The 14,719-nt window shown below is 62.6% G+C and carries 16 protein-coding genes, 1 tRNA gene and 1 riboswitch; of the genes, 12 read left to right on the forward strand and 5 right to left on the reverse strand.

Translation table 11 applies throughout. The features are described 5' to 3' along the window. The first annotated feature begins 18 nt into the window (after positions 1-18). Positions 19-1,392, forward strand: a complete 1,374-nt coding sequence (locus tag Y708_RS0113395; RefSeq protein ID WP_028280331.1) for an MFS transporter — start codon at positions 19-21, stop codon at positions 1,390-1,392. Between the two features lie 129 nt (positions 1,393-1,521). Next, positions 1,522-1,863, forward strand: coding sequence for a YnfA family protein (locus Y708_RS0113400; protein ID WP_028280332.1), 342 nt, complete (start codon positions 1,522-1,524; stop codon positions 1,861-1,863). Between the two features lie 12 nt (positions 1,864-1,875). Here the strand turns inward: Y708_RS0113400 and Y708_RS0113405 are convergent. The 3 genes from Y708_RS0113405 to Y708_RS0113415 form a co-directional block, all read right to left on the reverse strand. Next, positions 1,876-1,949, reverse strand: a tRNA-Gly gene (locus Y708_RS0113405). Positions 1,950-2,098: 149 nt separating this feature from the next. Further along, the gene (locus Y708_RS0113410) at positions 2,099-2,383 is read right to left on the reverse strand and encodes a protealysin inhibitor emfourin (RefSeq protein ID WP_051478983.1); all 285 of its coding nucleotides are present in this window, start codon (positions 2,381-2,383) and stop codon (positions 2,099-2,101) included. Beyond that, the gene (locus Y708_RS0113415; RefSeq protein ID WP_028280334.1) at positions 2,380-3,423 is read right to left on the reverse strand and encodes a M4 family metallopeptidase; all 1,044 of its coding nucleotides are present in this window, start codon (positions 3,421-3,423) and stop codon (positions 2,380-2,382) included. The genes Y708_RS0113410 and Y708_RS0113415 overlap by 4 nt, the downstream gene beginning before the upstream one ends. Positions 3,424-3,527: 104 nt before the next feature. On the opposite strand from Y708_RS0113415, the gene Y708_RS0113420 reads away from it, so the two are divergent. Both Y708_RS0113420 and dcd read left to right on the forward strand, forming a co-directional pair. After that, entirely contained in the window at positions 3,528-4,382 is an 855-nt protein-coding gene (locus tag Y708_RS0113420; protein ID WP_028280335.1) for a tryptophan 2,3-dioxygenase, read from the forward strand. A 22-nt stretch (positions 4,383-4,404) separates the two neighbouring features. After that, positions 4,405-4,980 (forward strand): dCTP deaminase, encoded by a 576-nt coding sequence (gene dcd / locus Y708_RS0113425; RefSeq protein ID WP_028280336.1) that lies wholly within the window; start codon positions 4,405-4,407, stop codon positions 4,978-4,980. Between the two features lie 133 nt (positions 4,981-5,113). Here dcd and Y708_RS0113430 read toward each other — a convergent pair whose 3' ends face one another. Further along, positions 5,114-6,466: an MFS transporter gene (locus tag Y708_RS0113430; protein WP_081746787.1), complete on the reverse strand. Its 1,353-nt coding sequence runs from the start codon at positions 6,464-6,466 to the stop codon at positions 5,114-5,116. Between the two features lie 177 nt (positions 6,467-6,643). On the opposite strand from Y708_RS0113430, the gene Y708_RS0113435 reads away from it, so the two are divergent. From Y708_RS0113435 to mnhG, 6 genes are read left to right on the forward strand one after another with little or no spacing between them, the layout of a single operon-like run. After that, positions 6,644-9,643 (forward strand): Na+/H+ antiporter subunit A, encoded by a 3,000-nt coding sequence (locus Y708_RS0113435; protein ID WP_028280338.1) that lies wholly within the window; start codon positions 6,644-6,646, stop codon positions 9,641-9,643. Continuing rightward, positions 9,640-10,125, forward strand: a complete 486-nt coding sequence (locus Y708_RS0113440) for a Na(+)/H(+) antiporter subunit C (protein WP_028280339.1) — start codon at positions 9,640-9,642, stop codon at positions 10,123-10,125. The genes Y708_RS0113435 and Y708_RS0113440 overlap by 4 nt, the downstream gene beginning before the upstream one ends. After that, positions 10,122-11,732 carry a Na+/H+ antiporter subunit D gene (locus Y708_RS0113445; protein ID WP_028280340.1) on the forward strand — a complete coding sequence of 537 codons (1,611 nt, stop codon included), beginning with the start codon at positions 10,122-10,124 and terminating at the stop codon, positions 11,730-11,732. Before Y708_RS0113440 ends, Y708_RS0113445 begins: the two co-directional genes overlap by 4 nt. After that, the gene (locus Y708_RS0113450) at positions 11,729-12,298 is read left to right on the forward strand and encodes a Na+/H+ antiporter subunit E (protein WP_028280341.1); all 570 of its coding nucleotides are present in this window, start codon (positions 11,729-11,731) and stop codon (positions 12,296-12,298) included. Before Y708_RS0113445 ends, Y708_RS0113450 begins: the two co-directional genes overlap by 4 nt. Continuing rightward, positions 12,295-12,552 (forward strand): MrpF/PhaF family protein, encoded by a 258-nt coding sequence (locus tag Y708_RS0113455; RefSeq protein WP_028280342.1) that lies wholly within the window; start codon positions 12,295-12,297, stop codon positions 12,550-12,552. Before Y708_RS0113450 ends, Y708_RS0113455 begins: the two co-directional genes overlap by 4 nt. A 27-nt stretch (positions 12,553-12,579) precedes the next feature. Continuing rightward, positions 12,580-12,936, forward strand: a complete 357-nt coding sequence (gene mnhG, locus Y708_RS0113460; protein WP_051478999.1) for a monovalent cation/H(+) antiporter subunit G — start codon at positions 12,580-12,582, stop codon at positions 12,934-12,936. Positions 12,937-13,066: 130 nt separating this feature from the next. On the opposite strand, the gene Y708_RS0113465 is transcribed toward mnhG, so the two are convergent. Further along, positions 13,067-13,327 (reverse strand): DUF4235 domain-containing protein, encoded by a 261-nt coding sequence (locus Y708_RS0113465; protein ID WP_028280344.1) that lies wholly within the window; start codon positions 13,325-13,327, stop codon positions 13,067-13,069. A 114-nt stretch (positions 13,328-13,441) separates the two neighbouring features. Beyond that, positions 13,442-13,570, forward strand: a riboswitch (TPP riboswitch). A gap of 54 nt (positions 13,571-13,624) precedes the next feature. Here Y708_RS0113465 and Y708_RS0113470 point away from each other — a divergent pair. Next, positions 13,625-14,224, forward strand: a complete 600-nt coding sequence (locus Y708_RS0113470; RefSeq protein ID WP_028280345.1) for an ECF transporter S component — start codon at positions 13,625-13,627, stop codon at positions 14,222-14,224. A 2-nt stretch (positions 14,225-14,226) separates the two neighbouring features. Further along, on the forward strand, positions 14,227-14,719 hold a 493-nt coding region (locus Y708_RS24990; RefSeq protein WP_173401520.1), incomplete at its 3' end, for an ABC transporter ATP-binding protein.

Below are 14,719 nucleotides of genomic sequence, written 5' to 3' on the forward strand. Positions count from 1 at the left end.
CCTATTCAGGAAGAAACCTTGGCACCCCCACGCCCCTCCGTCCACGCCGGAGACCCCACGCTGACCGCACCCATCCCGATTATCACCAAGCGCCCCGCTTGGCGCGACACCTTCATTTCCCTCCGCATCCCCAATTTCCGGCTCTTTGCCATCTCCCATCTGATTGCCGTCGTCGCCGTCTGGATGCAGCGCATCGCGCAGGACTGGATGGTTCTGCAGCTCTCCGGCTCGGTCACCGCCGTCGGAATCACGGTGGCAATGCAGTTTGCGCCGTTCCTGATCCTGGGACCCTGGGGCGGAATCATCGCCGACCGTTATTCAAAGCGGATCCTGCTGATCATTACCCAGAGTGTTGCAGCGCTGTCGGCCACGGCAATGGCGGTCCTCGCCCTGTCCGGGGTGATTCAGGTCTGGCATGTCTATGTCATTGCGCTCGTGCTTGGCCTGGTGACTGTGGTGGATGCACCTGCCCGGCAGGTTTTCGTCAATGACCTGGTGGGACCAACCCACCTCCGCAACGCAATCAGTCTCAACTCCTCCATCTTCCAGGTCGGCGCAATGGTGGGCCCCGCGATCAGCGGCGTGCTCATCGTGGCCATCGGTGGAGGCTGGGCATTCGCCGTCAACGCCGTTGCCTGCGCGTACACAGTGCTGACCCTCGCAATGCTGAAAACCGATCAGCTGGCTGTCGCGGTGCGCGCACCCAAGGCAAAAGGCCAACTCCGCGAAGGGGCGCGGTATGTGCTCCGCAAACCGGCAATTTTCTGGAGCACCCTAGCGGCTGGATTTGTTGCCGTGTTCGCTTTGAGCACGCCTGTACTGATGGCAGCGTTTGCGGACAACGTGTTCAACTCGGGGGCAGGGGGTTACGGCTTCCTGAACTCGGCGCTCGCGGCCGGTTCATTGGTGGGAGCACTGGCATCTACCCGTCGGACCACGCTGCGGCTTCGCGGAGTCCTTGGCGGCGCGGCCGCATTTGGTGGCTTTATGGTGCTCGCGGCCTTCGCCCCGAACCAGGCGGTTTTCGCGTCTCTCATGTTCTGTGCGGGAATTGGCTGTCTGTGGTTTGTCACCGGTGCCAACCAGTTGGTTCAGGTTTCCTCAAACCTGGCCATCCGGGGACGCGTCATGAGCCTCTACATGATGGTGCTCATCGGTGGTCAGGCGATTGGCGGACCAATGATGGGGTGGGTGGCTGAGAACCTCAGCCCGCATACCGCCCTGCTCATTGCAGGAGGTGTTCCCGCGATTGCGGCGGGTGTCATCGCCGTTGTACTGGCTCGGCGTGGCCAGCTCACGCTCCGCTTCCGCTGGACAGCAGAGCCACATGAGCGACGGCGGCTGGTTGCCATCGTGCGGAAATCGAACGTGCGCGAACACCAGCCTGCGTAGGTTGGGCTGCCTGCCCGCATCCGCGAACGTTTCTGCCCACTGAACAGCCTTATTCGGTGGGCATGTTCGGTTATGCCCACCGAATCCGGGCGCTCAGTGGGCAGATTCAACTGCGGGCAATAATGGGGCATGACCACAATCCGCATTATTGTGCTATTCGTATTTGCTGCACTCGCCGAGATCGGCGGCGCCTGGCTTATCTGGCAAAGCGTGCGCGAGGCGAAGCCTTGGTGGTGGGCGGGGCTCGGGGTCATGGCGCTGGGCACGTATGGTTTCATCGCCACACTGCAGCCGGATGCGAACTTTGGCCGGATTCTTGCTGCCTACGGCGGGGTGTTTGTGGCGGGGTCGTTGGCGTGGGGGATGGTGCTGGACGGTTTCCGGCCGGACCGATGGGACATCATCGGCTCGATGATCTGCCTCATCGGGGTTGCTGTGATCATGTTCGCACCACGGCCGGGGGCGGCGTAGGCCGGGGATTCCTGGAGCGGGCGACGGGAATCGAACCCGCGTATCGAGCTTGGGAAGCTAGCGCTCTACCATTGAGCTACGCCCGCACTGCGGCTTAAACCGCTTCATAAACCCTACAACATCCGGGTGCCTGTCCGGGACGGGCACCGGACGCGGACACCGGAGCGGACAGACTGCACCCGGCTATCGGCGACGGCGTTGCCGCGGCCGGGCAGGGAGCCCACCGGTTCAGTGCTCAGCAGTCCGGATCCGCCGCCTTGTCCTGATCTGATTCCCCTTTGGCACGCTCGATCAGCTCCTTCCATGGCCCGGCCACAGCACTCTCCGTCACAGTGACTTCCCGGTAGCCCACGCTGATCTGGTAGACAAACCGGTCCCTCTGTGCGTCGTCGTCGGTGGACCCTTCGGCCTCCGCCAGGAGCGGCAGCCACCGTTCCTCCGCTTCCGTCCGGCTCACCTCCACGCTCCAGGTACGGGTGATGCCCGCGAATCCACCGGACTGTGACACCACAATTTTCACGTCACCACCCCCACTTCCTTCCAGGCGTAGTCGACAGCCAGCGCTTCCTCGGATCCTTCTCCAAACCGTTCCACTGCCGCATCAAAAGTGACGGAGGCAAACAGCTTAAAGTCGCAGTCCTCGGGTACTTCACCGCCCACCGCGGCGTCATACCAAATCTGGCCCGCCCGCTCCCAGGCCCTGCCGCCCAAGCGCGTAGCCGCAAGATAGAACGCGTGGTTTGGGATGCCCGAATTGATGTGGACGCCGCCGTTGTCGGACGTTGTTTCGACGTAATCCGCCATGGTGGCGGGCTGGGGATCCTTGCCCAGCACGTCGTCGTCGTACGCGGTTCCGGGCGCCTTGAGCGAGCGCAGGGCGTTTCCCTCCACCTGCTCCGTGAAGATTCCCTCGCCCACGAGCCAGCTTGCAGTGTCAGCCGTCTGCGCCTTCTCCCGCTGCTCCACCAGGACACCGAAAACGTCGGAAATGGACTCGTTCAGGGCGCCGGACTGCCCGCGGTACTGGAGGTTGGTGGTGTATTGCGTGAAGCCATGGGTGAGCTCATGGCTGATGACCGTGAGCGATCTGGTGAAGCGGTCAAAGACGTCGCCGTCGCCGTCGCCGAAGACCATTCGGGTACCGTCCCAGAACGCGTTGTCATACCGTTCGCCAAAGTGGACGGTGGCGTCGAGGGGATGGCCGGCGTCGTCAATCGAAGACCGGCCATAGATGTCGCCGAACAGCGAGTAGGTGGCGCCCAGGCCGTCATACGCTTCATCCACTGCGGGATCGCCGGTGGGCTCCCCGCCTTCCCGGCGCACGGTTTGGCCCGGCAGCTCCTCCAGCCCGCCCGCGTCCGAAATGGTGCGGCGCAGGGCGAGGACGACGGCGGTGCCCGCGCCCGGCGTAGGCATGACGGGTGTCGCGGAACGCGCGGCGTGCAGCGGATCCAGCTGCTGCAATGCGTGGCGCGCGGCCGCTGCTGCGCCTGCGTGGCCGGGATCCTGCAGGCCGGCGAGCCGGGTGAGCAGATACGGCGGAACAATGCTGCAATACATATGGCCTCCTTGGTTGCGTCCAACCTAGCCGCCCGCGCTGACAGTATTCAACGGGCCTGCGGGTGGTCGGCGGTGCCCGCTGGAACGGTGGGTACGCTGAGGGTATGAGCGTGGAGCGGAACACCCGCAATCTTGAGGCCGGAATCGAACGGGACTTCGCGGCAAGGATGAGCTACGGCTCCTATTTATCGCTGGATGAGCTGTTGAACGCACAGCATCCGGTCAGCCAGCCTGAGCACCACGATGAAATGTTATTCATCATCCAGCACCAGACCTCCGAATTGTGGCTGAAGCTGGTGCTGCACGAACTGCGTGCCGTGCGGTTGCGGCTCCAGGCCGATGACCTGCGGGCGGCGATGAAGGGCATAGCCCGGATCAAGCACATCCAACGGTCGCTGACCGAGCAATGGTCGGTGCTGGCCACCCTCACGCCGTCGGAGTACGCGGAGTTCCGCGGATCGCTGGAGGCTGCGAGCGGTTTTCAGTCCTACCAGTACCGGGCGGTGGAATTCCTTTTGGGCAACAAGAACCAGGGGATGCTGCAGGTCTTCGCCGACGACGCGCAGGCGTACCCCCTGTTGTGCGGGCTCCTGGAGGAAACCAGCATCTATGACGAGTTCATCCGCTATCTGCACCGGAGGGGCTACGGCGTTCCGGTCGAACTGCTGGAACGGGATGTCCGTGCGGCCCATGAGTTCAACGGCGGGCTGGTCCAGGTGTACAAGGTTGTCTACGAAAATGCGTCCGATCACTGGGATATCTACGAGGCGTGCGAGGAACTGGTCGACCTGGAGGATAATTTCCAGCTGTGGCGGTTCCGGCACCTGAAAACCGTAGAGCGGACCATCGGCCACAAGAAGGGAACGGGCGGGTCTTCAGGGGTCGGTTTCCTGCAGAAGGCTCTTGAGCTGACGTTCTTCCCGGAGCTGTTTGCGGTGCGCACGGAAATCGGAAGGTAGGGTTCTGGGGTATTTTTAGACCGTGCTGATTTCAGACCGCGACATCCGAACCGAAATTGCCGGCGAGCGAATTGTGCTCGATCCCTATGACCCGGCGATGGTCCAGCCGTCCAGTGTGGATGTGCGCATTGACCGCTACTTCCGGCTTTTCGACAACCACAAGTACGCGCATATCGATCCGGCCGAGGACCAGCCGGATCTGACCCGGCTGGTTGAGGTTGCCCCGGATGAGCCGTTCATCCTGCACCCGGGCGAATTTGTGCTCGGCTCCACCTACGAAACGGTAACGCTTCCCCACGACATCGCTGCCCGGCTGGAGGGCAAATCCTCGCTGGGACGGCTTGGCCTGCTGACCCACTCCACCGCCGGTTTCATTGACCCAGGGTTCTCTGGCCACGTGACACTCGAGCTGTCCAACATGGCTACGCTGCCGATCAAGCTGTGGCCCGGATCCAAAATCGGCCAGCTGTGCTTCTTCAAACTCACGTCTCCCGCCGAATATCCCTACGGATCCGGCAAGTATGGAAACAGGTACCAGGGGCAACGCGGCCCGACGGCGTCGCGGAGCCACCTCAACTTCCACCGGACGGACATTTAGCCTCCCTCCCCGTGTCGCACTCGATACCGGTCAGCGCACTTACTTCCGGCAGGCGCGCCGCATATATCGGGTGCGGCAGCGGTCGCGCAAATCAGGCGCGGCAACGTGGAAGAGGCGCAGCAGGGGGAAACGCTTAGTGGGAGGGCACGACGGCGGGAGTCACCTTGGCGGGTGGCTTCACGGGGAGCAGCACCAGTAGGCCGGCGAGCAGGACCACCAGAATCCCGACGATTCCATAGAGTTGTCCGCCGAAAATGGTGATCGAGAGAGCGAAGAGGGCGGGCGCGAGGAAGCTGACTGCACGGCCGGTTGTCGCATAGAGCCCAAAGAGCTCGCCCTCTTCGCCGGCAGGTGCAAGCCGGGCCAGGTACGCCCGTGAAGAAGCCTGGGCAGGGCCAACAAAGAGTGTCAGCATGAGACCGAATATCCAGAACGTCGTGTCGCCGGTCCACTGAAATCCGAAGACCTCGAACGTGGAGACGCCGAGCACCAGCACGGCAGTCCCGGCTATCAAAAGTCCAATCAGCGCCACGATAATCACCCGCTTGGGCCCCAGCCGGTCATCAAAGTAACCACCGATCACCGCGCCGATCGCGGCAATCACATTGCCGACAATCGCAAACACAATGACCTCACTGAGTGAAAATCCGAAGGTTCCCGCGGCGATCACGCCGCCAAAGGTAAACACAGCGGCAAGTCCGTCGCGGAAGATTGCGCTCGCCAGAAGAAAGTAAATGGTGTGCGGACTGGATTTGAAGATCGCCTTCACCCGGCGGACCAGCAGTCCGTAGGAGGCAAGGAATCCCAGCTGCGCCGCCTGCTGCTGCCTCGGCACTTCGGGAACCACAAACATCACGGGCAACGCGAACGCCAGGAACCAGATTGCGGAAAAGACCGCAACCAGGCGGATGTTCAGGCCATCGGCCGTGTTGGAGCCAAACCAGTCGACCACAGGCTGGACAAAGGCCACAAGCACCAGGATCAGCGCGATGATGCCGCCCACATAGCCCATGGCCCAGCCGAACCCGCTGATGCGGCCAACGCTGGCAGGCGTGGAGATTTGGGACAGCATCGCGTTGTAGTTCACTCCCGCAAACTCAAAGAAAATACTGGCGAGCGCAATCAACGCCACGCCGAGGATGAGCAGTTCCGGGCGGGGATAGACGAAAAAGCACAGTGCCATCAGGACTGCCACCACAAGGCTGTTGACACCGAGCCACAGTTTGCGCCGGCCACCGGCGTCCGACCGCTGACCGGTCACCGGCGCAAGGAGCGCGATCAGAAGTCCGGCAACCGCGAGTCCCCAGCCAAGCACAGTGGACGCCTGAGCTTCTCCGCCGAACGCGTCGGAGGTGAGGTACACGGTGAAGACAAAGGTCACCATGACGGCGTTGAAGGCAGCCGAGCCCCAGTCCCACGACGCCCAGGCGAGCACTGGTCTGGAGAATATGCGGTGGGAAGCAGGTTTGGCAACGGAAGTGCTCATATCGTGCATGCTATCCGGTTCACGTACCCCAACCGGTGCAGCACGCTGTTTATTCCCAACGGCAGGTGACTTTTGCACTGGGCTGATCACGTCCACCCGGCTGTATGCCAAGGGTAGAATAGATCAAAGCCCTTGACCGTCAGCTGACCGTCTCATGTGAGAGATCAGGAGATCATCGTGCTCATCGTGCTCATCGCCTTGTTTGCGGTGGCACTTGCGGCGCCCCTGATCTTCCAGCGGATGGGTCGTTCCGCCTTCTACGTCCTGGCCGCCGTACCGGCCGCGGGTTTCGTCTGGCTCATTGGAACTTACAGCCGGTACACCGGGGACAATCAGGCCCTGGCCAACGGGCAGCCCAATGCGCCGCCGTCGTCGGTGGTTTCCTGGATACCGGGACTGCAGCTGGAACTCGCGTTCCGTCTGGACGCGCTATCGGCGCTGATGTCGATTCTCATCCTGGGGGTCGGCGCCCTGGTTCTCTTCTACTGTGCCCGGTACTTCAAGCAGGACGACCCCAATATCGGCCCGTTTGGCGCACAGCTGCTGGCGTTTGCCGGTGCAATGTTCGGGCTGGTCATCGCCGATAACCTCATTCTGTTGTTTATCTTCTGGGAACTGACCACGGTTCTGTCCTACCTGCTGATCGGATACTCCCGCCACCGGCTTGCGGCCCGGCGTGCGGCCCTCCAGGCGCTTATCGTCACCACCTTTGGCGGTCTGACTATGCTGGTGGGCCTCATCATGCTCGGAGAGACGGCCGAGACCTACCGGCTCTCCGACATCCTCGCCCGCGCGGAAAGCCTGACGGGCCCTCTTCTCGACATCGCCGTTGTACTTGTTCTGGTGGGGGCGGTTTCCAAATCGGCCCTCGTTCCGTTCCACTTCTGGCTTCCGGGAGCAATGGCGGCTCCCACTCCTGTCAGTGCGTACCTGCACGCCGCGGCAATGGTCAAGGCCGGCATCTATCTGATAGCGAGGTTTGCTCCGGGATTCGCCGAAACAACTTTCTGGCTTCCCATGGTGATGGTGCTTGGCCTCGCAACCATGCTCATTGGCGGCTGGCGGGCGCTGCGCCAGCATGACCTTAAGCTCCTGCTCGCCTACGGGACGGTCAGCCAGCTCGGCTTCCTCACCATGGTGGTGGGACTTGGCGGGCCGGAAGGTGCGCTCGCGGGGCTGGGCCTCCTGCTGGCGCACGGGTTTTTTAAGGCAACGCTCTTTCTGGTGGTCGGCATTATTGACCATCAGTCGGGAACCCGGGATATCCGGAAGCTGGCCGGCCTGGGTCGTTCGGCGCCCATCCTCGCCGGAGTCTCCGTGATTGCAGCCGCGTCGATGGCGGGTGTTCCGCCACTGTTTGGCTTCGTGGCGAAGGAATCGGTGTACGAGACCTTTGTGCACGCCGCCGAAACGGGGCCGGCGGGCGTGGTCCTGCTCAGCGGAGTGGTCCTGGGTTCAATTCTCACCTTCGCCTACAGCGCACGGTTTGTCTGGGGCGGATTCGCGGGGAAGGGCCGGGAGGCAACGCCGTTCAAGCGCGTGGAGGGGGCCTTCCTGTTTGCGCCGGCGCTGCTGACTGTTGCCACAGTGGTGTTTGGGGTCTGGCCCACTCCGTTGGATGCCATCATTCAGCCCTACACCACCTTGTTCGAGCCCGACGGCGAACCGGCGCACCTTGCGCTGTGGCACGGCGTGACGCCGGCGCTCATCCTGTCCCTGCTCACCATCGCTGCCGGACTGGCGCTCTTCTGGTTCCGCGAGAGAATGGAAAGGACCCAGAGCCGGCTTCCACTGTTGGTGGACAACGAGCGGGGCTACAAGAACATCATCGGCGCGCTCGATGACGCGGCCGTGTGGATCACCGGCCGAACCCAGCGTGGTTCGCTCGCGTTCTATCTGTTTGTCATTCTGACCATGGCTATCGTCACCCCACTGGCAGCGTTGGTGTTCTACGATGCGCCCCTGCCGGATCAGTGGCACTGGGCCGACTCGCCCGCCCAGGCCGTTGCCGGCGTCGTCATTATCCTGGGGGCCTTCGCCGCCGTCCGGGCCAACAAGCGGTTTATGGCGGTCCTGATGGTCGGTGTGACCGGCTATGGAATGGCGCTGGTTTTTGCGCTGCAGGGGGCGCCAGACCTCGCGCTGACCCAGCTGTTGGTTGAAACAATCGTCTTGGTGGCCTTTGTGCTTGCGCTCCGCTCCCTGCCGGCACGGCTGTGGCAACGCGAGCCGGGGCGGAAATACAGGGTACTGCGCGCCGTCCTCGGATTGTCTTTTGGGCTGGTGATGGCCGCTATCGCGATGTCCGCGATGGCTTCGCGGGTCGCCACACCCATTTCGCTCGAGTTTCCCGGCCTTGCCTACAACGACGGCGGAGGCGAAAACATAGTCAACGTCACCCTCGTGGATATCCGGGCCTGGGACACCTTCGGCGAAATCTCAGTGTTGGCCATCGCCGCAACCGGCGTGGCGAGCCTGATCTTCATCCGCGGACGAGGGGACGGCCGGATCAGGGCACATGGGGTGAAGAGCGGTTCTGTAGACCGCGGGCAGGAGCACATCGACGAGTTCGGCCGGGAAGCAGCCGCGCTGGCGCTGGCGAAGAAGTTCTCCACCGTTGCGCGCGACGCGTGGCTTGTTGCCGGGCGCACCCTTGCCCCGGAGCGCCGCTCCATCATCTTCGAAGTGGTTACCAGACTGCTGTTCCACTCGATCATCATCTTTTCAATCTATCTGCTGCTCGCGGGCCATAACCTGCCGGGAGGCGGCTTCGCAGGAGGTCTGATGGCGGGGCTCGCCTTGACTATCCGCTACCTGGCAGGGGGGCGCTTTGAACTTGCCGAGGCAAGTCCCATCAGCGCGGGACTGCTCCTGGGCGCGGGCCTGGCGACGGCCTCCCTCACAGCGATCACACCGGTGATCCTCGGCGGCGCGGTATTCCAAAGCGCCATTATCGAATTCACCTGGCCGGTCTTCGGGGACATCAAATTTGTCACCTCAACCATTTTCGATATCGGCGTCTACATGGTGGTTGTGGGGCTGGTGCTCGATGTGCTCCGCAGCCTCGGCTCCGAAATAGACGAGCGCAGCGAGGGCCAGTCCGCATCCGCAGACCCGGCAGGGATGAAGGCCCAACATCAGGAGCATTCCGAGTCCGGCGAGGAGGTTGTGAGGTGAGCGTCAACATTACGTTGCTCGTGGTGATGGCAGCCCTCTTCGCGGCCGGGATCTACCTGCTGCTCGAGCGAAGCCTGACCCGTGTGCTGCTGGGCCTGATCCTCCTGGCGAACGGAGCCAACATCCTGCTGCTGTCCACCGGCGGTTTCGCGGGCCTGGCACCGCTCTATGACGCCGATATCGCACCTGAGGAGTACAACGATCCGCTCCCGCAGGCATTGATCCTCACCTCCATTGTGATTTCCTTTGCCGTCACGGCATTCATGCTCGGCATCATCTACCGATCCTGGATCCTTGGCCGGCAGGACGAGGTCCAGGACGACATCGAAGACCGCAGAGTGGCGGGCCAAGGCAGCTTCGACGCCGAGGACGACGCCGATGTGCCCATCGAAACCACCGAGTTCACACCGGTCGAAGAGGCAGAAGAAGCACCCGGTTCGCAACGGCCCGGACTCGCACAGGATACAAAGGAGTCGCGGTGAATATCTCCAACCTGGCTCCACTGGCAGTGGTCCTGCCGTTCCTTGGTGCGGCGATCGCCTTCGTGCTCATCCGCCACTCACGGTCCCAGCGGGCTGTCAGCATCTCGACGCTCAGCCTGACCTTGCTGGTGGAACTGTTCCTCCTCTTCAACGCGGCCGGGCACGGAACCACCGCAGTCTTCATTGGCGGCTGGCCCGCTCCTTTCGGCATCACCATGGTGGTGGATCAGTTTTCGGCTTTGATGCTGGTTGTCTCTTCGGCAGTGAGCCTTGCTGTGCTGATCTATGCCACAGGCCAGGGTATGGCGGATGGTGATGAAGACGGACCCATTTCCATCTTCCATCCCACGTACCTGATCCTGGTTGCCGGCGTCTCCAACGCGTTCCTCTCCGGGGATCTCTTCAACCTCTACGTTGGATTCGAGATCCTGCTGACGGCAAGCTATGTGCTGATGACTCTCGGTGGAACCAGCCCACGCATCAGGGCCGGGGTCACCTACGTGGTGGTGAGCGTTGTCTCCTCCTTGCTGTTCCTGATAGCCATCGCGATGATTTACGCGGCAACGGGCACCATCAATATGGCGGATTTGTCATTGAAACTGGCCGAAATAGACCCGGCAACCCAGCTGATGCTCCACCTCATGCTCCTCGTCGCCTTTGGTATCAAGGCGGCGGTCTTCCCGCTGTCCTTCTGGCTTCCCGACTCCTATCCGACAGCGCCGGCACCGGTCACCGCAGTGTTCGCGGGGCTGCTGACCAAGGTGGGCGTGTACGCCATGGTCCGCACGGAAACCCTCCTGTTCCCGGGCGACCGCATCAACACCCTGCTCATGATCGTGGCACTGCTTACCATGATCGTTGGAATACTGGGAGCGCTTGCGCAATCGGACATCAAACGTATGCTCTCCTTCACCCTGGTCAGCCATATCGGGTTCATGGTCTTTGGTCTGGCCATCTCCACCGTGATCGGCCTCGGCGCAGCTGTGTACTACGTGGCCCACCACATTATTGTTCAAACCAGTCTTTTCCTGGTGACCGGACTCATTGAACGGCGGGGCGGCACCGCAAACATGGACCGGCTGGGCGGGCTGGCCAAGCTGTCACCGATCCTGGGCGTGCTCTTCTTCATCCCCGCCATGAACCTGGCCGGCATACCGCCCTTCTCCGGTTTCCTGGGAAAGCTGGGCCTGCTGCAGGCAGGGGTGGAACTGGGAACGCCGGTTGCCTATTTGCTGGTCGGGGCCAGCGTGCTCACCAGCCTGATCACACTCCTCACCATCGCAAGGGTCTGGAACCGGGCATTCTGGCGCAGGCCCGAGGATGCCACCCACCCGGATCCCATCCTGATGGCCAGCAAAGAAGACGGCACCGCGGTGAGGACCTCACGGCATGTGATCTCGCGCAGCAGCGGGCGGTTCGCCGGCCGTGCAGCAGTCAACCTGCTGCCGCGCACCATGGTGGGTCCCACCATTGGCCTTGTCGCGATGGGTGTGTCCCTCACACTGCTTGCAGGACCGCTGTTTTCGCTCAGTGACCAGGCGGCACAGGAGATGCTTGAGCGCACCCCGTACATCGACGCGGTACTTGGCGAGGGGACGGCACCATGACCCGCCAGCGGATACCATTCATCACCGAACTGCCGCTGATTATCTGGCTGGTAATTGTGTGGGGCGCGCTGTGGCAGGACTTCAGCCTCGGTAACCTGATTTTCGGTGCCCTCATTGCGTTTGCCGTGGCCAACCTGTTCTACCTCCCGCCGGTGGAGCTCAGCGGCCGGTTCAACCCGCTGTACGCGGCGGGCTTTGCCGGACGGTTTCTCTACAAACTGGTGGTTGCGAGCTTTGAAGTCTTCTGGCTTTCGCTGAGGTATGGGCCGCGGCTCAAGAACGCAGTGGTGGCGGTCAAACTACGCAGCCCGTCCGACCTGTTGGTCACCGCGACGGGGCACGCCATCTCCCTGATCCCCGGTTCCCTGGTGGTGGAGGTGGACCGGTCCACGTCAACTCTTTACCTCCATTGCCTCAATGTGTCCACGCCCGCGGAAGCCGACCGCGTCAGGCGGGACGTCCGTAGAACCGAAGAGTGGTTGATCCGTGTGATGGGTACCCGGGAGGATCTTGCGATTCTGCGCACGGAGGAGCGCTTCGAGAAGGAAAGGGCGGCAGGAACATGACCATCGTGGTTTGGATTGTGGGGGCAATTCTGGGGGTCGCCGCCCTGTGCGCCGTCTACCGTGTGGCACGCGGCCCGTCGATTCTGGACCGGGTGCTAGCACTGGATGTGCTTCTCGCCATCATCGGAGGAGCGCTTGCGGTGGACATGGCCGTCAACGGTCACCTCGATAATCTGGTGCCGCTGGTGGCCATCTCGGTGATCGGTTTCATCGGATCGGTGACAGTTGCGCGGTTTGTCACGGAAAGGAAGTGAGTCGTGGCTGATTTGGTCTCTGACGTCATGGTTGCGTCCCTGATGATTGGCGGGGCTCTCATGTCCCTGGCCGCCGCCGTCGGGCTCCTGCGTTTCCCTGACCTGATGGCCCGCATGCACGCGGCCACCAAACCGCAGGTGCTCGGCCTGCTGTTCTTCCTGCTGGCAATTGCGGTACAGCAACGCAGTTGGCAGGTGCTTCCCGTGCTGCTCGTGGCCTGGATATTCCAGATCCTCACGGTTCCGGTCTCCGCCCATATGGTTGGCCGTGCGGGTTACCGCACCAAACACCTTCGCAAGGACCTGCTCAGTATCGACGAGTTGGACGAAGTGGTGGAGCGGGCGGCAACCAAACGACGCGAGAGTGACCCTGCGGGGCAGTAAAAGCATCCATCCGGGACAGTCACGGACCTCGGGCTTCACGGCACGGAGGAAGCTAGCAGCAGGCCGGGGTGGCAGCTGCCGGGGCTTTCTGTGCCGCCGGCCGGGCTGCCCTGACCCCAAGCCAGCGATACTAGGAAATGTGGCGGGTTTTCGCAAACCGATCGATGGCCCTTTGGGTGCTGCGGTTGGTTAGTACACGGATGGTGGTACTGACCGCGCCGGAGATCACTGCGAAAATCAGGGCCGAGCGCAGACTGTTTTCCAGACCGTCCTTGTCCTTGGGCGGCGGATTTCCAGTGGCCTTCTGCCAGATAAAGTCCACCAGTTGCGTGCCGACAAGGCCTGCTCCGATGCCCAGTCCGACGCCCAGCAGTTTGAATATCACGTTCATGGTGTCTCCTTCGATTGGGGATGCCTGTTCCTAGCCTAGCGCGGTGGGGCGGGCGGAACGACGCCGTCATGAATGCACCGGGATGGACCGCAGGTGTAGAGTTGGAGGCGCTAATAAATACGACAGGGGAGCGCTGTCAAAGCATGCACCATTGCTTTGATGAGGCGCTGAGAGTGCGGACCACCGCAGACCCTCGAACCTGATCCGGCTAGTACCGGCGAAGGGAGTCGAGTTCTCTTAGGTGCCCGGCGGCCTGCTGGAGCACCTCCCCTCCTGTACCTCAGGAGGAAATTTCTTATGGCTACTATCAAAGCCCCTACCCGCAACCGCTACGAGTGGCGGATTGTGGACATTGTTGTTGCATCGGTGATTGCTGTAGCAGTGGGCGTGGTGTTCTTTGCCTGGTCCGCCGGTTACGCCGGCATTTCGGCGATCACCGCCGCGTTCCCGCCGCTGGCTGGCCTCTACACGGGCGGCTGGCTGATCGCAGGTGTGCTCGGCGGGTTGATCATCCGGAAGCCGGGCGCCGCCATCTACTGCGAGGTACTCGCCGCAGCCGTCTCCGCGCTGTTGGGAACCCAGTTTGGCCTGGCAGTCCTGCTTTCCGGGCTGGTCCAGGGCATTGGCGCGGAACTGATCTTCGCGCTGTTTCTCTACCGCCGGTGGAACGTCGGGGTGGCTCTGCTGGCCGGTTTGGGCGCGGGCCTGGCCCTCGCCATCAGCGAGAACATCTTGTATAACGTCGAATGGGCTCTGGAGTGGAAGCTCCTGTACGGCGTGTTCGCGGCAGTCTCCGGCATAGTCATCGCGGGCCTCCTTTCCTGGCTGGCCGTGCGCGGATTGGCAAAAACCGGAGTGCTGTCCTCCTTCGCGGCCGGCCGCACGGCCGATGTCTAGCGGTGGAAACCACACCGGTAGCGGTCACTGCCGACGGCTGGGGCTGGCGTCATGCAGGGCGACGGAAGTGGGCCGTCCGCGATATTGACCTTTCCATTGAGCCCGGTCAGCGCGTTTTGCTGCTGGGTGCCTCGGGTGCGGGTAAATCGACGCTGTTGCACGGTCTTGCCGGAACCCTGGGCGACCACGGGGAAGGTGAGCAACAGGGCACGCTGTCCCTTGACGGACAGTGGCCTTCCCACTCACGGGGCAGGTCCGGGCTGGTGCTGCAGGATCCGGATACGCAGATAGTCCTGGCGCGTGTGGGCGACGAAGTGGCGTTCGGCGCTGAAAACCTCGCCGTGCCGCGCGCGGAGATCTGGCCGCGGGTGCGGCAGGCGCTCGACGACGTCGGGCTTGATGTCTCCTTGGAACGCCCGACGACGGCGCTCTCCGGTGGGCAGAAACAGCGCCTTGCGCTCGCGGCGGTCCTCGCGATGCAACCGGGGTTGCTGC

The organism is Arthrobacter sp. H5 (genome assembly GCF_000520595.1).
Classification (GTDB): Bacteria; Actinomycetota; Actinomycetes; order Actinomycetales; family Micrococcaceae; genus Arthrobacter_D.